General features: G+C 46.3%; 40 protein-coding genes and 1 other annotated feature. Of the genes, 18 read left to right on the top strand and 22 right to left on the bottom strand.

All coding sequences use genetic code 11. The annotated features are described in order from the left end of the window. Position 1 precedes the first annotated feature (1 nt). Entirely contained in the window at positions 2 to 1,228 is a 1,227-nt protein-coding gene (locus tag Q9R23_RS13905) for an MFS transporter (RefSeq protein ID WP_311247321.1), read from the bottom strand. A 64-nt stretch (positions 1,229 to 1,292) separates the two neighbouring features. Beyond that, positions 1,293 to 1,549: a binding site (T-box leader), on the bottom strand. 201 nt (positions 1,550 to 1,750) lie between these two features. Here Q9R23_RS13905 and Q9R23_RS13900 point away from each other — a divergent pair. Both Q9R23_RS13900 and Q9R23_RS13895 read left to right on the top strand, forming a co-directional pair. Next, positions 1,751 to 2,005, top strand: a complete 255-nt coding sequence (locus tag Q9R23_RS13900; RefSeq protein ID WP_311247320.1) for a hypothetical protein — start codon at positions 1,751 to 1,753, stop codon at positions 2,003 to 2,005. Next, positions 1,969 to 2,226: a hypothetical protein gene (locus Q9R23_RS13895; protein ID WP_290757907.1), complete on the top strand. Its 258-nt coding sequence runs from the start codon at positions 1,969 to 1,971 to the stop codon at positions 2,224 to 2,226. The genes Q9R23_RS13900 and Q9R23_RS13895 overlap by 37 nt, the downstream gene beginning before the upstream one ends. Before the next feature lie 46 nt (positions 2,227 to 2,272). Here the strand turns inward: Q9R23_RS13895 and Q9R23_RS13890 are convergent, their stop codons facing one another. Further along, on the bottom strand, positions 2,273 to 2,710 hold the full coding sequence (locus Q9R23_RS13890; protein WP_214853396.1) for a hypothetical protein: 438 nt from the start codon (positions 2,708 to 2,710) through the stop codon (positions 2,273 to 2,275). An 86-nt stretch (positions 2,711 to 2,796) separates the two neighbouring features. Continuing rightward, the gene (locus tag Q9R23_RS13885) at positions 2,797 to 3,045 is read right to left on the bottom strand and encodes a hypothetical protein (RefSeq protein ID WP_311247319.1); all 249 of its coding nucleotides are present in this window, start codon (positions 3,043 to 3,045) and stop codon (positions 2,797 to 2,799) included. 38 nt (positions 3,046 to 3,083) lie between these two features. Here Q9R23_RS13885 and Q9R23_RS13880 point away from each other — a divergent pair, with 38 nt between their 5' ends. Next, complete coding sequence (locus tag Q9R23_RS13880) at positions 3,084 to 3,233, top strand: hypothetical protein (RefSeq protein WP_214853402.1); 150 nt, start codon at positions 3,084 to 3,086, stop codon at positions 3,231 to 3,233. Here Q9R23_RS13880 and Q9R23_RS13875 read toward each other — a convergent pair. The 3 genes from Q9R23_RS13875 to Q9R23_RS13865 all read right to left on the bottom strand — a co-directional run bounded on the left by Q9R23_RS13875 (position 3,222) and on the right by Q9R23_RS13865 (position 5,521). Next, positions 3,222 to 3,833: a YdeI/OmpD-associated family protein gene (locus tag Q9R23_RS13875; protein WP_311247318.1), complete on the bottom strand. Its 612-nt coding sequence runs from the start codon at positions 3,831 to 3,833 to the stop codon at positions 3,222 to 3,224. The genes Q9R23_RS13880 and Q9R23_RS13875 overlap by 12 nt on opposite strands. Positions 3,834 to 3,896: 63 nt before the next feature. Then, entirely contained in the window at positions 3,897 to 4,982 is a 1,086-nt protein-coding gene (locus Q9R23_RS13870; protein ID WP_311247317.1) for a GGDEF domain-containing protein, read from the bottom strand. A gap of 155 nt (positions 4,983 to 5,137) precedes the next feature. Further along, positions 5,138 to 5,521 carry a hypothetical protein gene (locus tag Q9R23_RS13865; protein ID WP_214853421.1) on the bottom strand — a complete coding sequence of 128 codons (384 nt, stop codon included), beginning with the start codon at positions 5,519 to 5,521 and terminating at the stop codon, positions 5,138 to 5,140. A 219-nt stretch (positions 5,522 to 5,740) separates the two neighbouring features. Between Q9R23_RS13865 and Q9R23_RS13860 the strand changes: the two genes are divergently transcribed. Continuing rightward, positions 5,741 to 6,244 (top strand): hypothetical protein, encoded by a 504-nt coding sequence (locus Q9R23_RS13860; RefSeq protein WP_214853424.1) that lies wholly within the window; start codon positions 5,741 to 5,743, stop codon positions 6,242 to 6,244. 107 nt (positions 6,245 to 6,351) lie between these two features. Here the strand turns inward: Q9R23_RS13860 and Q9R23_RS13855 are convergent, their stop codons facing one another. From Q9R23_RS13855 to Q9R23_RS13845, 3 genes are all read right to left on the bottom strand, one after another. Then, the gene (locus Q9R23_RS13855; protein WP_214729941.1) at positions 6,352 to 6,774 is read right to left on the bottom strand and encodes a MarR family winged helix-turn-helix transcriptional regulator; all 423 of its coding nucleotides are present in this window, start codon (positions 6,772 to 6,774) and stop codon (positions 6,352 to 6,354) included. A gap of 75 nt (positions 6,775 to 6,849) precedes the next feature. Continuing rightward, the gene (locus Q9R23_RS13850) at positions 6,850 to 7,185 is read right to left on the bottom strand and encodes a MarR family transcriptional regulator (RefSeq protein WP_214853427.1); all 336 of its coding nucleotides are present in this window, start codon (positions 7,183 to 7,185) and stop codon (positions 6,850 to 6,852) included. A gap of 167 nt (positions 7,186 to 7,352) precedes the next feature. Then, entirely contained in the window at positions 7,353 to 7,892 is a 540-nt protein-coding gene (locus tag Q9R23_RS13845) for a hypothetical protein (protein WP_214729939.1), read from the bottom strand. A gap of 193 nt (positions 7,893 to 8,085) precedes the next feature. Here Q9R23_RS13845 and arr point away from each other — a divergent pair, with 193 nt between their 5' ends. Both arr and Q9R23_RS13835 read left to right on the top strand, forming a co-directional pair. Further along, entirely contained in the window at positions 8,086 to 8,487 is a 402-nt protein-coding gene (gene arr / locus Q9R23_RS13840) for an NAD(+)--rifampin ADP-ribosyltransferase (RefSeq protein WP_290757878.1), read from the top strand. 142 nt (positions 8,488 to 8,629) lie between these two features. Continuing rightward, entirely contained in the window at positions 8,630 to 8,806 is a 177-nt protein-coding gene (locus Q9R23_RS13835; protein WP_155960154.1) for a hypothetical protein, read from the top strand. 11 nt (positions 8,807 to 8,817) lie between these two features. Here Q9R23_RS13835 and Q9R23_RS13830 read toward each other — a convergent pair whose 3' ends face one another. Beyond that, on the bottom strand, positions 8,818 to 9,255 hold the full coding sequence (locus Q9R23_RS13830; RefSeq protein WP_290757874.1) for an Rrf2 family transcriptional regulator: 438 nt from the start codon (positions 9,253 to 9,255) through the stop codon (positions 8,818 to 8,820). Positions 9,256 to 9,419: 164 nt separating this feature from the next. Here Q9R23_RS13830 and Q9R23_RS13825 point away from each other — a divergent pair, with 164 nt between their 5' ends. Continuing rightward, entirely contained in the window at positions 9,420 to 10,055 is a 636-nt protein-coding gene (locus tag Q9R23_RS13825; RefSeq protein WP_290757870.1) for an NAD(P)-dependent oxidoreductase, read from the top strand. A 128-nt stretch (positions 10,056 to 10,183) separates the two neighbouring features. Then, positions 10,184 to 10,366, top strand: coding sequence for a hypothetical protein (locus Q9R23_RS13820; RefSeq protein ID WP_290757867.1), 183 nt, complete (start codon positions 10,184 to 10,186; stop codon positions 10,364 to 10,366). A 57-nt stretch (positions 10,367 to 10,423) separates the two neighbouring features. Here Q9R23_RS13820 and Q9R23_RS13815 read toward each other — a convergent pair whose 3' ends face one another. The 4 genes from Q9R23_RS13815 to Q9R23_RS13800 all read right to left on the bottom strand — a co-directional run bounded on the left by Q9R23_RS13815 (position 10,424) and on the right by Q9R23_RS13800 (position 12,429). Then, a complete protein-coding gene (locus Q9R23_RS13815; RefSeq protein WP_290757864.1) occupies positions 10,424 to 10,705 on the bottom strand; it encodes a hypothetical protein in 282 nt (93 codons plus the stop codon). A 91-nt stretch (positions 10,706 to 10,796) separates the two neighbouring features. Then, the gene (locus tag Q9R23_RS13810) at positions 10,797 to 11,144 is read right to left on the bottom strand and encodes a hypothetical protein (RefSeq protein ID WP_311247316.1); all 348 of its coding nucleotides are present in this window, start codon (positions 11,142 to 11,144) and stop codon (positions 10,797 to 10,799) included. Between the two features lie 13 nt (positions 11,145 to 11,157). Next, positions 11,158 to 11,679, bottom strand: coding sequence for a hypothetical protein (locus Q9R23_RS13805; protein WP_290757858.1), 522 nt, complete (start codon positions 11,677 to 11,679; stop codon positions 11,158 to 11,160). 207 nt (positions 11,680 to 11,886) lie between these two features. Then, the gene (locus Q9R23_RS13800; protein WP_290757855.1) at positions 11,887 to 12,429 is read right to left on the bottom strand and encodes a GNAT family N-acetyltransferase; all 543 of its coding nucleotides are present in this window, start codon (positions 12,427 to 12,429) and stop codon (positions 11,887 to 11,889) included. Between the two features lie 214 nt (positions 12,430 to 12,643). Here Q9R23_RS13800 and Q9R23_RS13795 point away from each other — a divergent pair, with 214 nt between their 5' ends. Genes Q9R23_RS13795 through Q9R23_RS13785 form a run of 3 tightly spaced genes read left to right on the top strand, consistent with a single transcriptional unit; the run spans position 12,644 to position 15,159 of the window. Then, positions 12,644 to 13,273: a DedA family protein gene (locus tag Q9R23_RS13795; RefSeq protein ID WP_290757852.1), complete on the top strand. Its 630-nt coding sequence runs from the start codon at positions 12,644 to 12,646 to the stop codon at positions 13,271 to 13,273. A 55-nt stretch (positions 13,274 to 13,328) separates the two neighbouring features. Beyond that, the gene (locus Q9R23_RS13790; protein ID WP_290757849.1) at positions 13,329 to 14,456 is read left to right on the top strand and encodes an MGDG synthase family glycosyltransferase; all 1,128 of its coding nucleotides are present in this window, start codon (positions 13,329 to 13,331) and stop codon (positions 14,454 to 14,456) included. 16 nt (positions 14,457 to 14,472) lie between these two features. Next, positions 14,473 to 15,159: a polysaccharide deacetylase family protein gene (locus tag Q9R23_RS13785; protein WP_214853482.1), complete on the top strand. Its 687-nt coding sequence runs from the start codon at positions 14,473 to 14,475 to the stop codon at positions 15,157 to 15,159. Between the two features lie 46 nt (positions 15,160 to 15,205). Here Q9R23_RS13785 and Q9R23_RS13780 read toward each other — a convergent pair whose 3' ends face one another. The 4 genes from Q9R23_RS13780 to Q9R23_RS13765 form a co-directional block, all read right to left on the bottom strand. Beyond that, positions 15,206 to 15,451, bottom strand: a complete 246-nt coding sequence (locus Q9R23_RS13780) for a hypothetical protein (protein WP_290757844.1) — start codon at positions 15,449 to 15,451, stop codon at positions 15,206 to 15,208. 33 nt (positions 15,452 to 15,484) lie between these two features. Next, the gene (locus tag Q9R23_RS15945; RefSeq protein WP_396136379.1) at positions 15,485 to 15,847 is read right to left on the bottom strand and encodes a YkvA family protein; all 363 of its coding nucleotides are present in this window, start codon (positions 15,845 to 15,847) and stop codon (positions 15,485 to 15,487) included. A 43-nt stretch (positions 15,848 to 15,890) separates the two neighbouring features. Then, the gene (locus Q9R23_RS13770) at positions 15,891 to 17,000 is read right to left on the bottom strand and encodes a GGDEF domain-containing protein (RefSeq protein WP_290757841.1); all 1,110 of its coding nucleotides are present in this window, start codon (positions 16,998 to 17,000) and stop codon (positions 15,891 to 15,893) included. Between the two features lie 665 nt (positions 17,001 to 17,665). Further along, the gene (locus Q9R23_RS13765) at positions 17,666 to 18,130 is read right to left on the bottom strand and encodes a hypothetical protein (protein ID WP_290757838.1); all 465 of its coding nucleotides are present in this window, start codon (positions 18,128 to 18,130) and stop codon (positions 17,666 to 17,668) included. Between the two features lie 213 nt (positions 18,131 to 18,343). Here Q9R23_RS13765 and Q9R23_RS13760 point away from each other — a divergent pair, with 213 nt between their 5' ends. Further along, positions 18,344 to 18,829, top strand: a complete 486-nt coding sequence (locus Q9R23_RS13760; protein ID WP_035408170.1) for an NUDIX hydrolase — start codon at positions 18,344 to 18,346, stop codon at positions 18,827 to 18,829. Positions 18,830 to 18,869: 40 nt separating this feature from the next. Here Q9R23_RS13760 and Q9R23_RS13755 read toward each other — a convergent pair whose 3' ends face one another. Further along, positions 18,870 to 19,361, bottom strand: coding sequence for a DinB family protein (locus Q9R23_RS13755; RefSeq protein ID WP_311247315.1), 492 nt, complete (start codon positions 19,359 to 19,361; stop codon positions 18,870 to 18,872). Between the two features lie 91 nt (positions 19,362 to 19,452). Between Q9R23_RS13755 and Q9R23_RS13750 the strand changes: the two genes are divergently transcribed. From Q9R23_RS13750 to Q9R23_RS13735, 4 genes are all read left to right on the top strand, one after another. Further along, positions 19,453 to 20,208, top strand: a complete 756-nt coding sequence (locus tag Q9R23_RS13750; RefSeq protein WP_290757829.1) for a helix-turn-helix domain-containing protein — start codon at positions 19,453 to 19,455, stop codon at positions 20,206 to 20,208. Next, positions 20,208 to 20,843, top strand: a complete 636-nt coding sequence (locus Q9R23_RS13745) for a M15 family metallopeptidase (protein WP_290750126.1) — start codon at positions 20,208 to 20,210, stop codon at positions 20,841 to 20,843. Before Q9R23_RS13750 ends, Q9R23_RS13745 begins: the two co-directional genes overlap by 1 nt. Next, positions 20,813 to 21,085: a phage holin gene (locus tag Q9R23_RS13740; RefSeq protein WP_290757826.1), complete on the top strand. Its 273-nt coding sequence runs from the start codon at positions 20,813 to 20,815 to the stop codon at positions 21,083 to 21,085. Before Q9R23_RS13745 ends, Q9R23_RS13740 begins: the two co-directional genes overlap by 31 nt. 134 nt (positions 21,086 to 21,219) lie before the next feature. Beyond that, positions 21,220 to 22,356: a GGDEF domain-containing protein gene (locus Q9R23_RS13735; RefSeq protein WP_311247314.1), complete on the top strand. Its 1,137-nt coding sequence runs from the start codon at positions 21,220 to 21,222 to the stop codon at positions 22,354 to 22,356. Between the two features lie 49 nt (positions 22,357 to 22,405). On the opposite strand, the gene Q9R23_RS13730 is transcribed toward Q9R23_RS13735, so the two are convergent. After that, positions 22,406 to 22,699 (bottom strand): hypothetical protein, encoded by a 294-nt coding sequence (locus tag Q9R23_RS13730; protein ID WP_035408158.1) that lies wholly within the window; start codon positions 22,697 to 22,699, stop codon positions 22,406 to 22,408. Between the two features lie 205 nt (positions 22,700 to 22,904). Then, positions 22,905 to 23,588, bottom strand: a complete 684-nt coding sequence (locus Q9R23_RS13725) for a hypothetical protein (RefSeq protein WP_290757818.1) — start codon at positions 23,586 to 23,588, stop codon at positions 22,905 to 22,907. A 124-nt stretch (positions 23,589 to 23,712) separates the two neighbouring features. On the opposite strand from Q9R23_RS13725, the gene Q9R23_RS13720 reads away from it, so the two are divergent. Continuing rightward, the gene (locus Q9R23_RS13720; protein ID WP_311247313.1) at positions 23,713 to 24,786 is read left to right on the top strand and encodes a threonine aldolase family protein; all 1,074 of its coding nucleotides are present in this window, start codon (positions 23,713 to 23,715) and stop codon (positions 24,784 to 24,786) included. On the opposite strand, the gene Q9R23_RS13715 is transcribed toward Q9R23_RS13720, so the two are convergent. Further along, positions 24,756 to 25,163 (bottom strand): MerR family transcriptional regulator, encoded by a 408-nt coding sequence (locus tag Q9R23_RS13715; RefSeq protein WP_290757815.1) that lies wholly within the window; start codon positions 25,161 to 25,163, stop codon positions 24,756 to 24,758. The two genes, Q9R23_RS13720 and Q9R23_RS13715, sit on opposite strands and share 31 nt — an antisense overlap. An 82-nt stretch (positions 25,164 to 25,245) precedes the next feature. On the opposite strand from Q9R23_RS13715, the gene Q9R23_RS13710 reads away from it, so the two are divergent. Then, on the top strand, positions 25,246 to 25,995 hold the full coding sequence (locus Q9R23_RS13710; RefSeq protein ID WP_290757812.1) for an SDR family NAD(P)-dependent oxidoreductase: 750 nt from the start codon (positions 25,246 to 25,248) through the stop codon (positions 25,993 to 25,995). Positions 25,996 to 26,007 lie beyond the last annotated feature (12 nt).

Raw genomic sequence — 26,007 nt, 5'->3', positions numbered from 1 at the left:
CTCATGACGAAAGCTTGATCGTTTCGTCTGTTTCCGTCGTAAAATGATGACGCTTCGTTCGATCCTGGACGATCCAAACGATCCATCCACCGATGAACAGGAAGCTGACTGAAGCGACGGTATACGTCAAGCGGATCGATGTCTCGGCATATAGACCAATCAAGGCAGTCAGTAGAATGACACTAGTCGATTGTACGACGTGGATGCTACTGAGGAACCGTCCCATCAATTCGACCGGAATGTGTGTTTGAGCAAACGTCATGAAGCCAGTGTTTGCGAATGCAAGGGCAAAACTTAGCAAGAAAAAGCCGATCGCTGCAATCAAGAATGACGTCGCCGAGGCAAAGATCAAGTAACCGACAGGCGTCATCAGTGCCCCAAACTGGATTAAGAACCGGAGCGACAAGCGATGCGTAAAGGTTGCATTGACCGCGGAACCACAGATGATGCCGATTCCGGCGATACTGACGAGGAATCCATACGTACTCTCGTCCATCTGCAAAACGATCGTCGCAAACGAGGCTTCAAGCGAATCGAGTCCGCTCATCAAGACGATCATCAGCGCATAGAAGGCGTAGACGAGCGTGATGTAGCGCCGAGTCCGTGCAAACTGAAGCGTCTCTTTCCAGTCCGCAAGAATCACTTTGAGTGAGAAGGTAACCGCGGGAGTCATCGCCTGGCGGACATCGGGCAAGACGGACAGTAAGGCAGCAGAACACAACAGCGCTCCCGCATTCAGGATGATTGCTGTTTCTGGGGAACCGATCAAAAATAAGAATCCGGCAATTGACGGTCCGAGAATGAAACCGGCCGACTGAATGAAATTCTTTAATGCATTGAACCGTTGGCGACTAGTCTCTGGCACGAGCTTCGTCATGTAGATCAATGAGGATGTCTCAAACAGCGTATTACCGATGTTTAAAATGAAGACGAGCACATAGAGAACATACAATGAATCGATCGATGTCAGTGAAAAGACGAGCACGGCGCGCCCGACGTCAAGCATGACGAGCAAGCGACGTTGATTGATTCGATCGACGACACTGCCGGACCAAAGACTCGTCAACAGCGCGGAGATCGGTAACAGGATATAGAGAACGGAGACGGCGAACTCTGATCCCGTTCGTTCGAGGACGATTAAATTCAAGGCGATGAAGTAGACCCAAGCGCCAATGTTCGAGACACCGACACCAAGTAACAGCAATCCAGGGTATTTCCAATTCGACATATGACACACTCCTTTTTTATTGTGTTTTAAGCCAATAAAAAAATCCCACCTCCAAGACGTTGGTCTTGGGGACGAGACTGTGCGTGTCGTGGTGCCACCCCTGTTCGCGAGACCGTCACCGGTACCGCCTTCATCGGTACGACCGCTTTTAAACGGCAAATACCTGAGCTCGATAACGGGAGCACCCGTCACGATATCCCCGATTCGGTTCCATCGTGCTGCTCAGAGGCTTGGTTCGGTCAATGACTTTTGCTCCTTCCCACCAATCGGAGCTCTCTAGGAAAAGTCGAAATGACGTACTGTTCTCTTCAATGCGTTTGATTCATATGATTTGTCTCATCCTAGCATATGCCAAATGATACCGTAAAGAATTTTTATCATTTTTTACAATCGTTGAAAAAAGTACATAGGTGTCAAAATTTGAAAAATGATAAAAGTAGTAAAATATGTAACATGCTACATGTTACATTGTCTTAGTTATGTGTTCACTTTCAAGAAAGGTATATGAAAGGTGGGAAAAAAGTGAAACGTTTGATTTTTTTCATATCTCCACTCCTGGTTCTTAGCGGAGCTGTCTTTTTTACGACGTTCCATCCGATCGAGCAAGCCATCTATTTCTTAATCTTATTTTTACTGACCTGTCTGTCAGCGATGACAGTAGTGGAGCGACTCGTCAAACATCATGATGTGATCCGGCGAACACGATCCATCCACTTATCGGGATCGTACTGGGTACCTTCATGCTTGCCGTATTCATTGGTAGTATCTTGTGGCTAGCACCTTCACTAACGCACACAAGTCCCATCGGTCTTCTCGTCTCGTTCCTCTTCATGTATGGCGGAATCTTAGTCCTCGGCTTCATCGTCAGTTGTTTCTTCGAAGGCATCACGCGACAAACGAAGGATCAATTGATTCGCCCAGTCTTTCTGTTCATCGGAACCGGTCATCTCATCTTGACTGTCCTCGGAATCTTGCAACTGTACCGACAAACTGGATGATAGCAAACCCCTCTGACGCAATAAGACGACAGAGGGGTTATTGTGATTACTGAACGTTTAATATGAATCCAAATTGTCCGTCTCCTTGTTTCCAGCGGGAGTTTAATTCATAAGCATAGATACCAGGCTTTGTTGGAGCATTGAACTGGTCATTGTTCAAAGTGACGCGAGACTCTTGTTTTTGATCGTTCCACTGTATCAGTTTCACGCTTTTAAGATCACCGGATAATTCGACACGGATGGGGGCTCCGGCAGAGACGGTAACTGACGTTTTTTCCTTTGCTAGATCAAGACCGTCACGGTACGTCTTATCGACACATTGACTGCGAAGTAAGCTATCCCAACAATAAGAGCCTTGGACGGTCGGGACATCCTTTCCGTTTGCCTCGACGTCAGGGTTTGGCGGCGCACCACGGAACGGTTCGAAGACGATGATGCAGACGACTAGAATAAGAAGAACGGCTAACACTAAGGTACGTTTCATGAGACACCTCCATTTGTTTTTATTTATTTTATCAAAATAAAACAAAGCAAGCGGAGGTGTCTTTCAAAAGAAAGGCTATTCCTTTCTTAAATTTCTAGAATCCGTTGCTGACGGATGGATGCTTGATCCAGCGGTAATGTTGCGACGTACAACTGAATGTTTGTTAGTGGAACCTCCGGGAGAAAATCAAGAACATCATCATGTTGAAGCGCACGTATGATCGCAGCGGTCGTCGTACCGCGCTCATGCCAGTGGAATCGTTCGCTCTGGAACCGTTGCGTCCTTACAAGAAGCGATGAGGCAGGAGATTCAAATCCATATTCGGACTGTTCCACGGTTAAAGCCATCACATCTGCCAGAATACGCTCGACTCTTGTCGCAAACAGATGAATGTACACGACTTGAGTTAACGTCAAAAGAAGATATTCCGAATTTACTCATCTCGCTTGCGAAACAAGATGTCAAAGTGTACGAGGTGCAAATCGCACGCCAATCGTTAAAAGAGATTTTCTTAGCGGTCTGACCAATCAGCAACGGATTGTGTCTCCGGAAGCTCTTCGAGTAAGAGACGACCTCCGTCATTCCATTGACCGTACATCTGATTCCGTTTCGTTTTTTCAATCAACGTTTGCAGACGTTTTTCATAGAGAGCGGGATCCTTACGTACACTTTGAATCGTATCAATCCGGATGCGTCGATAGAGCTCCGGGAAGTCATTAAACTGTTCATGAACGACCGGGTCTTCTTGTAGACGCGTCTTTATTACGTCATCAATAACGAACGCATCAGGTCGCATATCCGGGAGAACCTGTCGTCCGGACGGTTGCATCAAACCGAGCCGTTCTAAGCGACGGACCCGTTCCTTATTTAGTTCGGTCCAGTTACTGTTCTTTCGACGCGGGGTGAACCGTTGCGCCAGTTCACCGTCCGCTGTCTTCTTCACAATTCCATCAATCCAGCCGAAACAAAGTGCCTCCTCGACGGCATCAAGATAGAGTAAACCTTCTCTTGTCTGTTTTCGACTGAGGATTATCCAACAAAACGACTTATGTTCCGCGTGTTCTGATAACCACTGTCTAAAGTCCTCGCGATTAGTGAACCGTAAGACGTCCGTGATCTCCATGCTCGTTCCTCCTGTTCATATCGAAATCCCCCTTCGTGTTACACGAGGAGGGATTTCACTTTTTTATCGTAACGGGTCATGATGAAAGACACAATTCCGACCACTCTTTTTCGCTTGATAGAGGGCAGCGTCTGCCTGCTGGATTGTCTGTAGAAAATTGTAGATCTCAGACGGTTGATGCGTTTGGCGGGACACCCCAATCGATAATGTCACTTGCAGCGGTTCCGTCGCTGATAACTCATACGTTCGCGTGGCACTGGCTTCACAGATTTGTTCCGCGAGTCGACGCGTCTCAGGCAATGAATATTCCGGTAACAGCATCATGAATTCTTCACCGCCGAATCGCCCGAGCACACAAGAAGGGGGACAATAGGACGTAAGCAAGGCACTGATTTGTCGTAAGATATGATCCCCTCGGTCATGACCGTATGTATCATTGACCTGTTTGAAATGATCGACATCGATGATCATGATTGAAAAGTTCATCTGTTGTGATTTATATCGTTGGACCGTCTCTTCTAAATGGCGCCGATTATCAAGTCCCGTCAACATATCCGTCAAAGCGAGACGCCGATGCATCCGGACTTGATGGAAGTGCCAGCGGACTTGATGCAGAATACTGTGTAGCAGGAGACCGGCACAGCCGTTTCCGACGAGAAATACCTTCATCGCCGTCACGTCATTCGGACGAACATGTTGAACGAATGGTAAACAAAGAATGAGTGCGATTGAGAAGATGATCGGAAACGAGATAAAGCGATCCGGTGCTTCATTTTGTAAGTATAAGACAACGATGCTGACGATTAGATACGTACCGACAAGCCAAAATGCATGATTGGAATGAAAAACAAACGTTTGAAGGGAAGCGAAGACGAGCGTCGTAATGAAGCCGCTACTGATACCTCCATAGATGAAGGCGATGACGATTAAAGTAATCGACAAATCGAAACGAAATCCCTCATAGGTGATGGCATTGTGAATGACCCAGTAGCCGGCACCGGTTGCAAGAATGAGCACTAACAGATTTTTTTTCAGCCAACTGTCGAGCGTATTTCGGAATTGAAACCGCTTAAAAAAGAATAGAGAGATGAGCACGAAGAAAAAGGTTAAAGCGATGTTGAGGATGAGATGATTCAATGTATTCCACATGTTCGTGTTCCTCTCGAATGGTTTCTGAAAGATAATTACAATAAAATGATTTACTTAGTAAATATTTACTCTATACAACCAACGATACCCTAAAGGTGTATTAAAGTATCGTAATTACCTTATCTTTAAAAAAAGATAACAGGTTCTCTTCTAAATCAATAATACTCTGAGATTTTTTCGCGTGAAGACTCGATTAGATAATCAAGTGAGACGAAATTATGAATGAATGCAAACGAGCCAATTTCCTTGATGGATACCCCTAATCTCTCTGCATCTTGATTGCGGAAATCTTCATTCGAGTGCAGAATTTCAAAACCTGCTGCTTGCATTCTCTCCCCGTCGAATTCGAGGGTGACGATATCTCCATCTTGCCACTCACTCTTTAATTGATGAAAGTGCATTTGGTACGCTTCGCTTGGAGGATCGACTTCAAACGCGATCCAGCCTTTTGGTGCGTCGACTTGGAATGCCGGCGATAATCCTCCGCGTGACACGATGGATTTCATATGATGCCGATGTGTCATATGACGTAATAGCATGGTCAGACCACTCCTTTTCATCTATTATTACGCGACGGCGTCAGAATATCGAGAAAAATTTTAAAAAGAAATTGATTCAAAAAATGAAATTGAAAGATAATTGAAATCGGATAACACATTTCCTTGATTCCTGAAAAAGGAAATTTTGAATATCTCCTTTTTGTATAATGAGTGTAATCATATTGATCACGAACATTTTTTAAAGGAGGGAACGATTGGATGAGAATCGTGAAGATAGACCAATTGATAGTAGCATTGAGCATCTTTAGTGGACTTCTTGTATCCTTGGGTCGCTCGACGCAAATATATCCACAACAAATTAGTGGCAATGGGAATCTAGGGTTTCTTCCGCTTCTGTTACTTCTGTTACTTTTTCCAATTGGGATCGTTCTGATGTTGAAATGGATAAGAGAAGCGCAGTTACGTTTTTTATCCTTGATTGGTCTATCCACCAGCACGACAATCTATCTTGTGTGTGGCATCCTTTATCAAATCGAACAGTTCAGCCAGTATCAAGTGTTGGTCAAACAACAAGTCATTGCAGATCGTGGAACGATTGATGGGGACTATTTAACGAGTATTACGTCGATGCCTTCGCCCTATATGAACAGTCAATACTTTAACGGCAATACCTTCTTGATTTACTGGGCAAGCATCTTATTAATGGCGAGCTTGATCGCATGGTGGACTCGAGAGGAATGGCAAATATCTGAGTCAGATTAAAAAATCGCGCGACATGATGTTACCAATGAATAACAAAAAGAGTCCTTCTCTCTCCTGTACCGTGCAGAAGAGAGAAGGACTTGCAAAGTTTTAGCGACTAGAAGTATTTAAAAATGATCGCTCTGCATCTTATGCAGCAATTGATCAAACGTTTCGTGGTCCTTTGATGTAAAGGCGCGGAAATAACGATCATCGATTTCCTCGATTTCAGGAGCGGACGTTTGGATCAACTTCGTTCCCTGTTCTGTCAACAAAACCCGCTTTTCTCGATTGATCCGTTTCCGGATGACGAGATGTTCAGCAAGTAATTTCTTGACCGTTTGTGAAATGGCGCCACTTGAGAGTTCAAGCGTTCGTTCAAGTGATTTTTGCGTCGCACTTTCTTGGTGATACAAGGTCATCAATAAATCGAATTGGGACTTCGAGAGTCCTTTTGGTCTCAACACATCGTTGACTTCTTTCGAATAACGGCCATGGAGTCGCTGAATGGCGTTCCAGTGCTGCATCGAGGATTCGAATGTGAAGGTCATATTTTTTCCTCCTCTTTCGTCACGCAGGGTTGAGCTTATCGAAGAAACGGACCAATTCTTCTTGTTGTCGAGCCGTCAAAGCGGCGAATTGTTCTTGATGAAACGTTCGTAGGCGGGCACCACTTCTTGTAGGATGGCTGTTCCTTTTTCCGTCAGCAGAAGATAGTTCGTCTTCCATTTCCGTTGACGCGTGATCAGTTGCCGGTCGAACAGTCGTTTGATTCCGTGTGAAATCGTGCCCTCGGTCACTTGGATCCGTTCGGCGATTTCCTTCTGACTCGTGCATGAGGTCGTGTGTAAGCAACGTAATACTTCCAGATTCGTATGGGAAAGATCCCAGTGTTTTAAGAAATCGTTGGCACGCTTGATTTGTTGATTATGATAGGCCGCAATTTTATGCCGGCATGCCATTGGATATGTCTCTGTAGTTGTTGTCCTGGAGAACTTCTTAAATATAGAATGTACTGCTGTTGAACTAGTTTCACCATACCATATTAAAAATATCTCGTGCTACTAGTTTGAGCGAAAAACCATCACTTTCCATTATTTCGATATACCTATAAAAAATCCTGATCGAATCAAATCCGATCAGGAAGTATACCGCTTGATAACGTGAGATACGAATCCTTCAATTGGAATCCATATTTCGTAAAGCACATCTCAGAGACGCGTCCTTGTAAGGTGATCGTCGCATAGTCGCCACGAATGACAAAAGACTTAAATTTTTTCACAATGTCTTGAATCAAAGCCTCGAGCAACAAACCACGTTCGCCAAGACCTTCTTCTCTGACATTGATTTCAATTAAAGAAAACGTACCATATTCTGTATTTTCCGTCTGTTTCGTACCTTCATAAAGAACGGTCAAATAGGATCGTTTCGAGACAAGCGATCGACTATTCGGTGGTTCAAGAATCGTAACGTAATAACTTAGTGAAGGGAGACGTAAGTTTCGAGTGACCTCAACAATCTGGCGTTGATTATTATATGCAAGCCCAACGATTTGTTCTTGTGGATGATTCGGCACTGTCAATCCTTCTTGCTTACAAACGGTTTGCCACTCGGCTTCTGGAATCCAGACAGCCTCTTCGGTTTTCGCTAAAGCTTTAAAGAACTTCACGTTAAACGGATGACCTCCTATATAAAATGACTAATCCCATCATGCCTGACGGATAGATGAAAAACGATTTACAATCTGACGACAAATTTGTCTTCTTTTGCTATAAGTATACCTTGAAATTTCATTTTGAAACAGACTACATCTCGATGAATCTACTGTCTATACTGAATGTATCAAGGCAGGAGGCGAGTATATGAAAACAGTCGAAGGTCCATTTTTCCATGGCACGAAAGCGACACTTCAAATCGGTGACGAATTAAAGCCGGGACATGCATCGAATTTTCGAGACCATCCGCTTCAACATATCTATTTCACAGCAACGCTCGATGCAGCGAAGTGGGGCGCGGAGCTCTCACAATCTGACGCTCCAGAGCACATCTACCTCGTCGAGCCGCTCGGAGCGTATGAAGATGATCCGAATTTGACGAACAAACGATTTCCAGGAAATCCGACCAGGTCGTATCGTTCGACTGAACCTGTGAAGATCATCGCTGAACTCGGAACGTGGGAACGGCATGCGGACGAAGAGATTGAGACGATGAAAGCATCGCTTCAGCGGTTACGAGCAGAAGGGAAGGACACGATTATCGATTAACAAATCAATCTTACTCATTCCGTTTTTTGAAACTCGCTATTTCAATATCAACAGCTGATGATGAACTCTTTATTTAATCAACTAATATCATCATACAAGAGAAGGACATAATGGTACAATATGTAAAAAGGGGGTTATTCGATTGTCTCGCTACAAACAAGAAAAGAAACAAACACTCGATCATCTACGCGATGGTGTTGATCAAGGTCTTGGTAGCGCCGTACCTCGTGGACAAAACGACGGAATGCGCGGACTTGAGATGCTTGCAGTCGTCGTAATCCTTGGTGGAGGATATTTGCTATACCAATGGTTTTTCTAAAGTAAGAAGCATCATCCTTTCGAGGACGATGCTTCTTTTTGTTTGATTTCATTGACGATATCATCAAGCGTGACATGAGCCAGCACTTTCTCAAGGGCGGATTGTGCAAGCTCGAAGATTGGCGTGACCGTCGATTGGATGTTTCGTCCGACCGGGCAGTCTGGATTCGGTGCTGCATGGACGCCGAACAATTCCTTGTCCGGTACGACAGCGACAGCGTGATAAACGTCAAGCAGCGTGATGCTAGACAATGGACGGGCGAGCCGCGCACCGGCAACACCCGGACGAACTTCAATCAAATCGGCTTTTTTGAGCATGCTCATGATTTTACGGATGACAACCGGATTCGTATTGACGCTGCCGGCAATCAAGTCGGATGTCATTTTCTCGTCGGTCGCAATCAACGAGAGAATGTGGATACCGACGGAAAAACGTGTACTGATGGCCAACGGATGACCCCTCCTTCTTAAAAACAGTGTTCTCTTATTATACGTCGTATTATTCATTTGGCAAGAAACGGGGAATAGAGACAGTAATGTTGACAAACACTTCAATTGTAACTATATTGGTTACATGTAATCAAAGTAGTTACATATCAAAAGGAGGAATCATCATGAACATTGGAGTTATCGGTGCAACAGGAAAAGCAGGGCAATTGATTCTACAAGAAGCAATCGAGCGCGGGCATGACGTCACAGCAATCGTCCGTAATGCGGCAAAAGTGACGGCTAACGTCACGATTCTCGAGCGCGATGTCCTCGCTCTGACGAAAGACGACTTGAACGAGTTTGACGCAATCGTCAATGCGTTTAACGCAGCACCCGGTGAGGAGACGAAACATATCGAAGTCGGGCGTCACTTGATCAATCTGTTAGCAGGTAGTAAGACGCGCCTATTCGTCGTCGGTGGAGCAGGAAGCCTATTCGTTGACGAGAGTCATTCGACACGCGTCATGGAAACACCGGATTTCCCGGAAGCGTATTATCCGACAGCCTCGAACATGGGGAAAAATCTGATCGAACTACAAGGACAGCAAGACGTGACGTGGACGTATCTCAGCCCCGCTGGATTCTTTGATCTGAGCGGTCAACGAACAGGAACGTATTCGGTCGGCGGTGAGCAGATGATTCTAAATGCAAAAGGGGAGAGCTACATCAGTTACGCGGATTACGCTATTGCTGTAGTGGATGAGCTTGAAAACGGACAACACCTCAACGAACGGTTTTCCGTCGTTGGTGAACAAGGATGATGATGTCAGACCGACTCGTGGAGTCGGTCTTTTATGATGGGCGGAGTACGAGATACAGCGGAGGACGGATGGCGAAGTGGCGCGGTTTGCTTAAAATGAGAAGAGAAACGACAAAAGGAGCATACATCATGATGCGACGATGTTTTAGTATCATCAGTCTGTTAGCTGTCTTGATCGTCTGTACGACGTCGACGCAACCGTCTCGGTTCGAACGTTCGGAACCAGTCGCGACGATTGAGGATCATTACGCAGGACAAATCAATTGGCCGAGTGACACCGATCCGTTGCTAGAGCTTCATGCCAAACCGTGATCTACATATGACCGATCAAAACCCGTCTCCTTAAAGAAGACGGGCTTTTTGGTGACGTTAAATGACAGTCATTGCGCTCAAGAAGACGAAGAAGAACGTGATGCCGCTCGTCAAAATCAAAAAGGGGAGGACGATCAGTAATTCGAGATGCATACGAACGCCGTGGTAAAGCAGAAAGAACAAAGTCAAACAGGCGGTCGTGATCGTCAACGCAAGAGAAGTCATCAAGAGATGAAGAGGTTCGACGAACGGAACGAGAGACGATCCTGTGATCGTATCGAAAGCTAAACCGAAGGACAAAAAAATGAGTAAATACAGAAGCGATTTTTGACGAAACATGCGGCATGTCTCCTTTTACTAAACGATACATTTAGTATAAAGCGTAGGTCATCTTGTTTTATCTAACAAAAATGTAAGAAAGTGGCTGATTTCAAACAGCTGAATCTTTCTTGTATAACAATGTCAAACGCGTCATCAAAAAGTAGAGGAAAGCGGCGCTACTCGCGATTGCCTGAAAATAGATCGGTTGAAACAGACCTTTGAATACAAGTAACAGTACGCCACCGAGTAATAAAGCGATGCCTTGATTCAGGAGGAGGTGTGTTATCCAAGGTAGTGGACGTGAGCGAAATCGGAAGTAACGAATCGCGTCAGTCAGGATGCCACCAATCGTGATGACGATCACAAACGACAGCAATGTCTCGAAGACACCTGGATAATAGCCGACGTCCGGATCGGGCATGAGACGTGGTGATGACGGAAGGTGTTGATAAACCATCAGAAAAATCCAATTACTCATCAGAAGTCGAAATGACAGACGGATCATGGTAATCCTCCTTTCCAGTCTTCATGAGGATGAATAGACGGGTGATCATTACATATAAAAAGGTAGCGACTACGTTTCCGATGAAAAATAGCGCGGGAAGTGAACTGAACAAGATGAACGCACCGGCAAACACGAAGACCGTACCTTGATGAACGAGGAGATGCCTCATCCACGGTAGCGAACGTTTCGTGAAGCGGACAGCTAACAGAGCGTCAGCAATCACGATACCGCTGAAGAATAATAGCATGACAGCATCCAACTGTTCATTGACGAGCTGCACCGCGTAAGACAAAAACGGAACCATCATCGTCATCGAGCCAAACAATTGGAGAAACAGAAAAAAGCTGAAGACGGTCCGACCGAGCCACCCGAACAGATAGTGGAGGAATGATGGATACTTTCGCGCCGACTCGGAGACGATGAAATAGATCAACGCTACACCAGAATAGAATAAGATGAGAACGAGCGAAAACGAATTCGATTGCATGAGCAGATAGAGGACAATGCTTGCGAAATGGCGGGACCGGCAAACAATAGACCAATCATAAAGAAGTCAGTGAAGGAAGTGCCGTATATTGTTGGATCACCCCTCTCAAGCCTAGCAATGAGTGCATACAAGAATGCGAACAATATCGCGGTAATAAAACTATTCTTTACGATAGATAACAGAAGGTAAGCCCTTTCCGACTGACGTTTAAAATAGTTTATACCAATACAATGTCAGATCGATATGTGGATTGGCGAATTGTTTTAAACTATCGGCACCGCCGAGCTCGAAGCCTTCTCGCTCGTAAAAACGGCAAGCAATCAGGTTATCGTCCTGTGCTTCGAGTGACAGACCACTCAACTCGCGTTGTTGTGCCCATTTCGTCGCAGCAACAAGCAATTGGTGTCCGACGCCAAGTTTACGAAATGCTTGTTTGACCGCGATGTTTTCGATATAGGCGAAACGGTTCCAGTCACGAACAAGGCGAATGTGACCGATACAAGAAGTGCCGGAAAAGGCGAGGAGGACGATTCGATTCTCGTTTTCGATATATGTCGTCCAATCGAGTCGATCGTCAGGGAAACGGGTTTCAGTAGCGGTTTCATAGAGTTCTTCCGTATAGGACCATGTGGTACCAGAAAACTGCGGAACGATGCGTCCGATAATTGGGAATGGATCGTTGGCATGGTTGACGAATGGAATGCTCTCGAACGATAGCGGTTGAATCGTTAGCTTTTCAGTCTCTTTCATTGTCATCCTCCTTCTGTCTATAGAGATCTACTTCACTCTATTCATCATCTCCTACAGACTGAGAATTGTCACGAGGAGAGATGCGAGAACAGGTCAATTTTCGAATGAACCAGGTTTTAATTTTTCTAAAAAAGGAATTGCTTCAACAGGAACGAATACATAGTCTGAAGACGTTGAAACAGTACAGAAAGACAGCAGTAGAGGACGTGACAACATGAATATGGATACGGTCAATCAGTATCTCGATGCCTATGGATACGGCGTTATTTTCATTTTTTTATTTTTTGGCATCGTCGGGATTCCAGCACCGGAAGAGTCCTTACTCGTCCTGATCGGCATCTTAAGTGGTCAAAACGAAGAACGTTTAATCTATTCGATCTTGACCGCGTATGCTGGGACGTTCGTCGGTATGCTGACGGCATATGGAGCAGGTCGCTTCTTCGGACCGACTGTCCTACGATACGGTCGATTCATCGGATTGACGAAGGAACGTTGGGAGCGGGTGTCAAACGGCTACATGGAACGAATCAATCGAACGATAATCGGCGGTCTTTATATTCCGGGGGTGCGACAGATCAATCCATATTTTGCAGGCATGAAGCGGATTTCTTTCGGTCGGTACTTTTTTGTGTCAGCAATCGGTTCCGCGCTGTGGGTCGTACCCTTTGTCTTACTCGGTCATTTTGCAGGAAAGACATTTCATATCAAGCCGGAAGTCGTACCGTATTTCGGACTTGCTTTACTCGTATTGTTCCTGCTCGGAGTGCTCGTGAAATGGCTCAAGCGGAAGCGACTTGAGAAACGCGTCGTTTCAGGGAAAAACGAAGCGGGAAAAGAAGACTAAACGTTACTTCTTTTTTTGAAGGAACGTCGGAACAGTTTGAAGGAGTGGACGAACGATGCAAAAAATAGTGATCTTTCCTTTTTTAAGGATGCGATCCGGTCATCATCTGGTTGCCGAAGCGATCGCCGAACGACTGCAAGGTCCAGGGGTTGAAGTCAAGGAAGTAGAATTGCTCAGTACGATCAGCCCGTTTGCGGAATGGGTGACATCGAAGTTTTACCTGAACTGGATCCGACACTTCTCAAACGGCTACAGCCGTTTTTATCACCAGCATATTGCCGGACGTTCGAGCAATGCGCGGTCGACAGGGTGGACATCGCATTATTTCCAACAACAGATGTTACGGATCATCCGGACGGAACAACCGGACGTCATCATCTGTACACATGCGTTTCCTTCCTATCTCTTGAATCAATTAAAGGAACGAAACCTTTGTGACGTACCGGTCATCAATGCCTATACGGATTTATTCGTCAGCCGCGTCTGGGGAAAGACGCATATCGAGTATCATCTGTTGCCGAATCGTGAGGCAAGGCAAGAATTGCACGAGCATCATGCTGTACCCATTGAGCGCTTGTTCGTGACAGGTATCCCCGTCCATCCAGCAATCGCTGGCGGTTCCATTTTTCGCTCGACGCAGTCACGCAAACAAATTCTTGTCGCAGGCGGAAACGGTGGACTAGGTCAACTCGAGACCTTACTGACGCAGATCGAACAGTGTCCAGAAGCAGATTTCCATGTCTTATGTGGGAAGAACCAAAAATTGTATAAACGACTAGCTTCGCGACGTCATCCACATATCCATCCGCTCACCTATATCGATTCACGGGATGAGATGAATCAGTTGTATGAACGAATGGATGCGATCGTCACGAAACCGGGTGGCGTGACGGTCAGTGAAGCATTCGAAAAACGTGTACCGTTGTTCATTCAGCACGTCCTACCGGGACAAGAAGAGATCAATCGTACGTATTTGATGGAGAAAGGACTTGCGTTCGCATTTCATCAAACGGATAAACTTGCGGACGTCATCCGTCGGACGCTTGAGAACCCAGACGTCATGCATGCTTGGCAACAAGCAGTCACAGTGTATCAAAATGATCGCGTCATGGCCGATCAGCGGTTCTTCGCGGCACGGATTGCGGGTTGCTTGCAAGACCGTCGCCGAAAAGTAAATGAATAAAAGGGAGTTAGTTTCTATGCGTTCACGTCTTATCACAGCAGGAATTCTCGCGACAATCGCTTATACGGTCGTCCCGTACGTGGCGTCACGCGTCTTTGGGTGGCGCGTGACAAAATCACTGAACTCACGATACGTCTCCTTGACGTTCGATGATGGTCCAGATCCCGTCTATACGGCAGAACTGCTTGATCTCTTAAAACAAGAAGGCATTCAGGCGACGTTTTTTGTCGTTGGTCATAAAGCAGAAGCACATCCGGACCTCATTCGCCGGATACACGACGAGGGGCATCAACTCGGTATCCACAATTACGTCCATCGACCGAACTGGTCGATGCGACCGTCGACGGTCCGGGCAGGAATCGAGCGGACGGCTATGATCATTGAACGGATCACCGGTGAACGTCCGACGGTCTATCGTCCACCGTGGGGTGCACTCAATGCCGGAGATGTCCTCTGTCCAACCGCTTACAAGATGATTCTCTGGTCGAAGATGGCGGAAGACTGGAAGGTAGAAGGCGGGACAGTAAAAATCAAGAGGCTACTATCGAATGTGTCAGAAGGAGATATCATCTTGCTCCACGATAACGGGGATACGTTCGGCGCGGACCCACAAGCACCTGTGCAGACGATTGAAGCGCTTCGTGAACTCTTGCCGAACTGGAAAGCACGCGGCTTACAGTTTCGTCGCATTGATCAAACGTAAAAAAAGAGGAGCTATCCGGTGCAGGATAGCTCCTCTTTTGCATGGATTATGCTTCGCGTGACAAGTCCTCATCTTCTTGACTATGATGGAGAATCAAGCGCCGCACGACGAACGAGCGTAAGAATAGGATGAAGGTGATGACCGGAAGTAGTAACCACCAAGAGTGCGTCAAAAATAAGTCGTCGAACGTCGTGATCATGACGAAATGACGACCAATGTAAAGCCACATGAAAAAGGAACTGACGAATAGAATTGCTTCCGCCGTTGTCATGAACTCAAACTCATTTTTCATTGAACTACTCCTTGTGGATGGATTTGGTTTTTTTTACACTGTCCACCATATCACAAGACCGATACCAATGCCCCAACAACCTAATACGAACGCTAGACCATAACGTCGGAGCAATGGAAAGGAACGCGTTCCTTGTTGTTCAAGTCGTCGTTGTGCTTGTGTCAAGATCTCTTTAGGAATCGAACGGATGATGAAGTAGATACCGAGTGGAACGAGTAAGAGATCGTCGAGAAGGCCGATGACGGGCAAAAAATCTGGTATCAAGTCGATCGGACTGACAGTATAGGCGATCAAGGCGATGATTCCCCATTTGATATGACGAGGTAAACGAGGATGTTCGATTGCATAAGAGAGGACAGATAATTGTTGCTTCATCCGTTTAGCGATCTGTTTCATTCGCTCTAATTCATTCGCTCTAACATAGGCGAGTACTCCTTTCTTATGAGCGAACCGGTTCCCGTTCGTTTGTCGTGACGGCTGCCTCGCCATCCGTTTCATACAGAATGACACGATTTCGTCCTTGTTCCTTTGAGGCATATAATGCGTCGTCCGCAAGAATATTCATTCGTTGAATGGCGATATGTTTCCCGTGAGCGATCCCGACGGATGCCGTGATGGCAATCGACGGGGATCCGTCAAGCTGAAAGTGTGTGTTCGCGATCCGTTCTCGAATCCGGTTAGCGACTTTCATGACTTTTGGAGGCGTGAGATCATAGATGAGGACCATGAATTCCTCGCCGCCAATTCGAGCAGTGATATCATGCGGACGTGTCTCCTCCTGTAAGATCCGTGCGAACTGTTGCAAGACGAGATCACCGTTCGCATGACCGTACGTATCGTTGACATGCTTGAAATGATCGATATCGAGCGCGAGCACATTGTAGACGCGTCCTTCTGCTTCAAGCAATGCCGTCTGTTCGTCCCAGACACGCCGATTGTACAGTCCTGTCAAGTGATCGAGTTCTGCTGATTGTTTATAACGCTGGACCTGTTCGTTGAGCAACTGAAAGTCGATCGTCAAGAGACTCGATAACAGTCCAACTGCAAGTCCGATCGTCCACGTTGAAGCAAGTAAACGAAGAGCGGCGTCACTGAAGCCGAGATTGATCGAGACAGCGATCGAGATCATGAACAAGGACCAGACGTTCATGATCAGGTTTTGCAAGAGCGGTCGATGGAGTAACCGCTTATGAATGAAGTACATCCCGGTGCTGATGCCGAGGACTGCGAGAAAGGCGACGATTGATTGCGGGGTCCAGCCGAAGTAAAATCGAGAACAACCGATGATCAGCGTCGCGATGATGAGAGGCGAACGAACGCCATAAAAAGCGAGCAGGACGAGCGGTAAATGACGTAAGTCCATCCGTAACGATTCATTGACTGCAATTCCTTTGAACATCAATAGCACACCGAGTAGTCCGGTCGCAAGACCAACGATGAGGGACTTCATTCTGCTCGATGCGAGGCGTTGACTATAGATGATTTTAGCGATCAAATAAAAGCCGGTGAAGGCGATACAAGCATTCAATAACAACTCGGCAATGAACATGAGTTCCACATCCTTGAGTATGATACTTTCACGATAGCAGTTTGAAAAGGGATGTCAACGAGTGAGACTCAAAATGTTAAAGATTCAGGAAAATCCTTGCTCGAGTGAAAGTATTTGGTAAAATAAGAGAGCTTCAGGAAAAGGGAGGGATGAAGTAAAAATAAAACGTCTTATGATTGAGGCACGGAAACTTGACGGACGTCCGCACTATTCGTGGGATGGATATGTCCTAACGCAGCCGCTTATACATACGACAACTATAGTCTCGAATTCTAGCCGTTTGACGGCTATTTAGATGCTTTCATCCCGACCGTCATGAATAGGAATGATGGAAAGGATACCCAATAAAAAAAACCGCGATATTACGCATTTAGTCTGTTCCCTTTTGTTTCAAGACGTTTGAGTCAGTCTATACGTTGACTCTCTTGATCCTATCATTAAAGCTAGGGGTCCACCTGTTTGTCACGTCTTAGTAGAGTAATTCGATATAGTTCATTGAAATATCCTGTAGTGAGAGTATCGTCGTCTACGTAACGTTATGGAAGTCGCTGAACGTTCGTTTGTGATCCAAGCGTACTTTAAACAATGAACAAACGGCTTGAGTCCGGTAAAGTACCGAATTCAAGCCGTGTTAAGGGACATTCGTTCATCTGTTAACGATTCATTCATGAAGTAACAATATGTTTCTTCATCATGTATTGCATGCAATTAAAAAAGGCACTGATGGCTAGTGGGATGATGACGATACTTATTCCTACAAGCACTAATCCAGGAGCATCGTCTAACTGACCTATATAAAAGAATACAGGGAGAATAGAAACCGCTAAAACAGCAATCACGAGGAATGCCTTTTTAATGCTATTCGACGATGAAGAAATACGAATAGCCGTGTCCTGCCTTTTTGTAAAGACGCTTAAAATGCGGAAACCGTGAAAAATAGAAGTCATTAGCGGTATAAGAGCAATATAAGCAACGATCAATACGACATATCCTGGTTTTTCAAAAATGATTGAACTCTTGATTCCGTTCAGCAATGTAGGGATTGCATAGCCCGCTAAACCCAGTAGACCAAGAGATAGTACAAATAGGCATGACTTTAGTAAAAAAACACTTAACTTCGGGGGATTCATGGTAGCAATCCTTCTTTCCATATGACTTTTCATTTAGTGATCCATGTAAAGTGTATGATGAGATACGAACTATTACGTTAGACTTTATACTGATTTTGTAACGATTAATATAAAGCTAACCGCATTACCGCGTTCTTTAGATATCAATATGTTTAAGTGTCATTGTGATAAAAAATAAAAAATGTAAAAGAGAAGTGAAGGGAGGTATGATGAATGAAAACGATTCGTTGTCATCGTGCATTTGGAGTCTATGGCTTATTAATGAAAGAGGATGCTTTACTCGTCATTGATAAAAATGGTGGACCGTATATCAATCGCTATGATTTACCAGGGGGTAGCCTAGAAGAAGGGGAGACGCTCGCTACGGCGATGCGTCGTGAGTTTACGGAAGAGACAGGGCTTGAGGTAGCACTCGAACGACAGATCGGCGTCGCTGACTTCAAGCTCCCGTGGGACTGGCGAGAGTTCGATGAAGTCCATCATATCGCCGTCTTTTATCTCGTTCGACAGACCGGTGGAACGCTTGGCATTCCCGAGCAATTCGTCGGACAAGACTCACTCGGTGCGCGTTGGGTCAAGGCGAGTGAAGTTTCAATCGACAATGCGTCACCGCTCGTACTTGAAGCATTCCGCTGGATTGAGGAACAACAACTCGATCTTGAGGCACGACACTTTTCGAATTGGGATGTCTTAAAATGAATCGAAGCGCTCTTCGCATGCGGAGAGCGCTTTTTCCTGTTCACTTGGCTAGCGCAGCGTCGAGTCGTCGTTTTTGATTCCGGTGATGCGCGAGATGGTACGAGACGAGGGCATACCACTCGGCAGCGTTCAACCAGCCCATCCCACCGTGTTGCGTCTTTTGATCAACAGGTGTCGACTGAGCAATCGTTGCGAGCGTTACGTGACGATCAATCAGCTGCAACCAACGTGTCCGTAATTGTTCAACCTGATCCGTCTCGTTCGGTGGGGCGTTCATCGCATCCGGTAACCGGATCGGTGTCGCCGGAAATGCACCGACAGCAAATAACTGTTCGCCGAACGGTGACTTCCCGGACGTGGTCACGGGTGCGAACCGGCACGACTCGACTTCATCCAAATACTCATGACTGACGACGATCAAATGATCGTACATTTGACTAATCGACCACGTGTCATGATCGAGATGATGAATCAACCCCTCCGGATGATAGCGATCAAGTTCTTGTAGATAATAGGTGAATAGTTCGTTCATCCTGTCACTCCTCTCAAAAAATATCTTCTTCACTCTTTTCGAACAATCCTCGATTTCTTCCTGTCATATTTCCTAGAAAGGAGGAATCACCATGCAAGCTCCATATCTTCCGGTTCCCCATACGCTCTTACGGAGCGGGACGGCATTCGCGTCCGTCCATGAAAAAATGATCTACCTGATCCTTGAAAGCTTCAGCGGTCAAGATGGTCAAGCGTTTCCGTCCTATCAGACGATCGCCGATGCTGTTCCGTGCAGTAAATCGACAGTCAAGTCGTGTATCCAGTCCTTGATCGCAAGTGGTCGGATCGAGAAAGTCGAACGGTTCACGAAACACGGAGGACAGACCTCGAATGCTTATCGTGTCCTGCCCCGTGTCGATACGCCATCCCCGGCGAGTCACGAGACGACTGCCCCCGAGACTTCTGCTGACTCCGAAGAAGAAGTCTTGAAGAAGACGTCTTTAAAAAAGGAACTGGTGCAACAGTATGAGTCGAATCTCGGAAAGGCGTCACCACGAATCGAACAAGAGTTGCTGTTGCTTGCGAACGAACATCCAATCGAGCGAATCCAGTACGCAATTGAAGAAGCGGGACGGGCGAACAGTCGTCATTTCGGTTACATTGAACAGGTCGTTAAGCGTCTTGCAACCGGATCCGCGACAGAACGTCCGAAACAAGTAACCAAACGTTCGAGAAGGAACAACTCATTATTTCAATTACCGAATTGGGTAGAACGTGAAAAAAAAGCACAACGCGCTTACGAAGCAAAACAACAGGAACGACAAGTCATTCCTGACGATGACGAGATTGCTGCTTTATTACATACATTGACTAGGGAGGGAGCCTGATGCAACTAGAAGAATTACTGCGACGCGCGAATCAAAAACTAACCGTTCCCGGCATGCATCCGTCGGTCGTCCGGATTGCCCGTGACGTGATTCAAGAGCTTTATCCGCATGGAATCAAACTCGGTATAGCCCAAAGTTTTCGGAGCATTGCGGAACAGAACGCGTTATACGCAAAAGGACGGACGACCCAAGGACCGATCGTGACGCAAGCCCGTGGTGGACAATCAAACCATAATTTTGGTGTTGCAATTGACGTGTTCCTTTACGAAGACGGTGCATTATTTCTTTCTCCACCGGACGCGCGACTTCGCCGAATCGTTGCGGCAATGAAACGGCGCGGAATGGACTGGGGAGGCGATTGGTCCCGTTTTCCCGATTATCCACATTTTGAATTGTACGATCATGTCAGTCTTGCGCGGCATCACGTGCCAAAACCAGGACACTATCTACGCGAACGAATTCAAGCACCGGAACTCGTCCGAGCGATTGAGAAGCGATTGGGTCTGATGGTGACAGGCATCTTTGATATACGTTTGACGCGAGCCATCCAAGCGTTCCAGCAGACATCTCGACTTGTGGTTGACGGGATTGTTGGACCGCAAACATGGCGTCGTCTCTTTCCGGTGTCGCCATGATTCGTTTTCAAGCATGGCTCCGCCTCATGATACCGCTCTATGTCTTTCTAGAGTTGTTCTTACCGACGCTCGGATTTACCGCTTTACCGGTGTCATCGAATGACGTCGAACGGTTCGTGACCGGTCTGGTTGGGGTAATCGGTTTGTTCGTCGCTTGGTGGAAGAATAACGACGTGACCGAGAGGGCATTAAGACGACGTCAGTCGCAAGAACAGCTGGAAAACACATCCTTAACCGATTGAGCGGTCGGGAAGCGTTTGGATTGTGTCAGCAACGGGCATTATTTCATACAAATGACTAATTGTTTGACTTCAAGATACTGATAGAAGAAATAGACTTTAGTCAAGTAGATAGAGAAAGAAAGGTCGGTCTTCTTGTGAAATGGTCAACGTTGCAACGGTATTTGTTTTTGGCACTCTGTGCGCTTTTATTTACAAGTGTTTGGAGCTATCAAGCTTTCCTAAAAATCGAACGAGAAAACGCCCGTATCTTAAAAGAAGCTATTCCAATCTCGACGGAAGCAGCAGAACTGTTTCCAGCGTTGTTGAATTTAGAACTCAGTGTCCGGAGTTACATCCTTTCACCGAACAAAACGGATCTAGCACAGTATGAACGGACGATTAATCAGCTGGATCAAACGATCACGCGGCTGAACCGGCTCGATGCGAACCATCCCATCATGCGAAAACTCGTTCGGACGGAGGCAATTCCCCGTATCGAGACGGCGACGCAGTTTTACGACACGCAATTTGAACTCGTCAAGGACGGTGACAGAGCTTCAGCAGAGGCAAGACGATATCAAGGAATGCAGTTCATCGAAACGTTCCGACCGGTTGATGCCCGTTTGCGGACAGACGTCAACCGAATCATTGCGGAAGCAACACAACGTTCCGAGCAAGCATCGAGTGCTGCGAAATGGGTCATCGTTGTCGTCGCGAGCATCGCTGTTCTTGTTTTGATTGCCTTCATCCAGACGTTTCGAATGGAACGCAGCAAACAAGTCTTGATTCATCGTTCCTTGCATGATGCATTGACTGGCATCCCGAATCGGCGAGCGTTCGATGAACGATTGGAGAAGCTTCTCGAAGAAGCCAAACAAGGGCGGACACCGCTCTCCTTAATACTGATTGATGTCGATGCCTTCAAGTCCTACAATGACACGTATGGTCACTTAAAAGGGGATGAATGTTTGAAGGAAGTGGCTCGCGTCATAAAACGGCAGGCTCGGCATGGACAAGTCGCACGATACGGAGGAGAGGAGTTCACGGTTTTACTGACGCGTGGCATAGAAGAAACCCGTCATATCGCAGAACGGATTCGACAGGACATTCTTGATTTGAACATCACACACGAGCAGTACGAACCCCTTTGCCGGGTCAGCGTCAGTCTTGGCTTGACGTCACTTGTACCCGAAGCACAGACGACAGAGAAGGAAATCATCGACCAAGCCGATCAAGCACTGTATCGAGCGAAAGAGAACGGACGGAATCAGATTGGGGACTTGGCAGGGTGAATACGATAAAATCCCCCGCGTGAGTGTTTGCTTCTCACACGGGGGATTTTCATTGTAGGATGACGCAATACGATCGATCGGAAATGAGAGGCGCCGATATGACATAAACCGTCCTGACAGGTTCACCACCGACACGCGCATTAAGTTGTGTGAGCTGGGAACGAATCTTACGGCTTAAGCCATATCGTAATTCAGTACTGAGCTCATCAACATCTTCCTGTACGTGCAAGAGAAGTTGAAACGGTTCAAGCGAAAAGATTGAAAAATCACAGGAAATCCGTGGATCCTCGAATTTTTCATTCAATTCCTTCTTAATGTAATAGGCTTCTTGTGCACTAATCAACTTTTCTCACCTCACTTTCCTGGTAAATCAACTCTTTCTCTACTATAGTCTATATTACCCATTTTTCTGGTAACTAATCGTCTGATTTTGAAAAAAAGTCAATTCGATTTTTGAAATCATCCAAAATCTATTTTCAAGAAATCCTCTTAAACTCCGCAAAAAAAAACGCCAAGCTTCAATGAGCAGGGCGGAAGGAGAGAATAATTCAAGAAATCGAAGACTGGACATGGCATTTCTTTAAATATTGTTCCATAGCTTGGACGAAGAAGGTCAGTTGATGAGTGGAGATGACGGGTACCTTTCCGTACCGCACTTCAAAATAAAGCGGATCAACAGGTGATGGAAAAGCGATTCGGTCGAACCATTCCGTCACGGTCTCATGTGTCCTGCGCTGTAATGAAAACGGAAGTTGCTCATTAAAACGAACGAGTTGTTTTCGAATCGTGTCAGCAGGCAGGTCTTTTGTCTCATAAACGAAAATCGGGAAGCGTGGTGGAAGTACATGACCCGATGCATCAAGTCGCGGACGACGCAACCACTGGAGATAGTGCCATAAAAACCAGCTACAAAACAGGAGAACGAGACATAAGATGAGAAGATAAGGAGGTGTCGTCACCGAAGAGTCAAACCCGGTCCGGAACCAAGGAGTAGGAGGATCGGCTTCACTAATCGTGACAGTACTTCCGTCTCCGCCGTATGAGGTTCCTTCCTCGACTGCACTAAACATCGATGCTTTCGGACCACAGCGATCTATGCAGTATGTATTTGTTGCTGGATCGATTCGTCCAAGCAGTGATGTATAGAATGTCGGGACGAATTGTTGAATGGCAAGCAGTAGAAGACAGACGATTGAAATAAGAAGCAACAGGCGAGTGCGGAGCGTTTGCACAATAGGGACACCTCCTTTGACGAGTACGACTAACAGACGTTCGCTACACAGTATAGCAAAAGTGGAGATGGAATATTTTGATTTTTTCAAAAAATAGTCATTGATTGAGAAAGGAATGAATAGTATGGATTTACGATCGAGTTACCAAAAAGCGACAAAACGATTGGACGGACACGGAAGTCGAACCATCGGAATATTACAAGAAGCGTTGCAAATCGTTTCTGCCGATCAACCAAGCGATATGTATGGAAACGGCGAATTGATTAAAACGTTCGAACGTAAGATAGCAGACTTACTCGGGCACGACGATGCGATCTTTTTTCCGAGCGGTACGATGGCGCAACAAATTGCGTTACGGATCTGGTCTGATGAACGGAATAATCGTAAGGTCGCCTACCATCCCCTTTGTCACCTCGAGATTCATGAGCAGGATGGGTTGAAGGAATTACACGGGATTAAACCAGTACTAGTCGGAGAAGTCGATCGCTTAATGACGATAGACGACGTCAAAGCCTTGCCGGACGTCAGCTGCCTGTTACTCGAACTGCCACAACGCGAACTCGGCGGACTGCTTCCGTCGCGTGAGGAACTTGAAATCATTTGTGCATATGCACGGGAACAAGGAATCCGTCTGCACTTGGATGGGGCACGCCTACTTGAAATCTTACCGTACTATGAGGCATCGGCAAAAGAAATCGCAGAGTTATTTGACAGTGTCTATATCTCTTTTTATAAAGGTCTTGGCGGCGTCGCAGGAGCGATCTTAGCCGGACCGGAAGCATTTTGTCGCGAGGCTCGCATCTGGAAACGTCGCTATGGCGGTGATTTGATTAGTCTCTATCCGTATATTCTATCCGCGGATCATTATTATGAACAACGAAAAGACCGGATGGCGGAGTACTATGTAGCCGCAAAAGCACTAGCGAGCAGCTTGAATGCGATACCAGGCATCTCGACTCGTCCCCTTGAGCCGGTCTCAAACATGTTTCATCTTTACTTTGAGGCAGATAAAGCAGTCGTCGAGGAAAAATTGATTGAAATCCAGTTGCACGGAAAAGTTGGTATCGCCGGCTATCTTGTCGAGAAAGAAAAAGGCTGCGCAACGGAAATCAATATCGGCGATAGTTTTCTTGCATTGACGACTGACGAACGCGAAAGCGTCATTCGTCAGTTGACGGAAGCGTTCTCAGAGGATTGAATGACATCAGGAGCGGGAATCGTAGGATGGAGGCGACGATAGGTGTCGACTTTTTCTGCGATCATTCGCTCCGTTTCTTGTAATGCTGCCAGTTGAGCTAAGACGTTTGCATGGTGTGCTTCAAGCAACGCAAGGCGTTCGAGGGTCGTATCCTGCTCGCCGTGAGCAAGAAACAGTGACACATACGTACGGATTTGCTCGATCGGCATATGCGTTTCACGTAAGCGGAGGACAAATCGAAGCCACGTCACGTCTTGGTCGTCATAACGTCGTTGACCATTCTGGCGCTTCGGAAACAGTAATCCTTCTTTCTCATAATAGTGAATCGTATGGGCACTCGTCATCGTCAGTCGACTGATTTCAGAAATCGTATACATGAATCTCACCTTTCTACTTGACTTAGAGTTCACTCTAAGGATTAGACTCTGACTATACCAAATCGAAAAGGGGATATGCTAGATGAAGTACACGGTCATTACAGGAGCAAGTTCAGGAATTGGGTATGAGACGGCAAAACTACTCGCAGGAAAAGGAAGGTCACTCGTCCTCGTCGCGCGCCGGACGTCTGAACTCGAAAAACTTCGGGATGAAGTCAAACAGATTTCACCAGACAGTGATGTCATCCTCAAGTCGATCGACCTTTCTGATAACCAAAACGTTCATGATCTTTATGAAGGCTTAAATGAACTTGAAATTGAAACATGGATCAATAATGCTGGGTTTGGTGATTTTGATCTCGTCCAGGACATCGATCTCGGGAAAATCGAAAAGATGCTCCGCTTGAACATCGAGGCACTGACGATTTTGTCGAGTCTGTTCGTCCGCGACCATCATGATGTCGAAGGAACGACGCTCGTCAATATCTCGTCAGCTGGCGGCTACCGGATTGTACCGAACGCGGTCACGTATTGCGCGACGAAGTTCTATGTCAGTGCCTATACGGAAGGACTCGCGCAAGAACTGCAAAAAGGCGGCGCAAAACTCCGGGCGAAAGTGCTCGCACCAGCTGCGACCGAGACAGAGTTCGCCGATCGTTCGCGCGGGGAAGTAGGGTTCGACTACAGCAAGAACGTTAAGAAATATCATACGGCGGCTGAAATGGCAGGCTTCCTGCACCAGTTAATCGAAAGTGACGCAATCGTCGGCATCGTCGACGGCGAAACGTATGAATTTGAATTGCGTGGCCCATTGTTTAATTACGCGGGGTAAAAATTAAAGAAA

It is taken from the genome of Exiguobacterium sp. BRG2 (assembly GCF_031844245.1).
In the GTDB taxonomy this organism is placed as follows: Bacteria; Bacillota; Bacilli; order Exiguobacteriales; family Exiguobacteriaceae; genus Exiguobacterium_A.
Note: the sequence above shows the minus strand (reverse complement) of the source record. Positions and strands in the feature narration are given on the sequence as shown.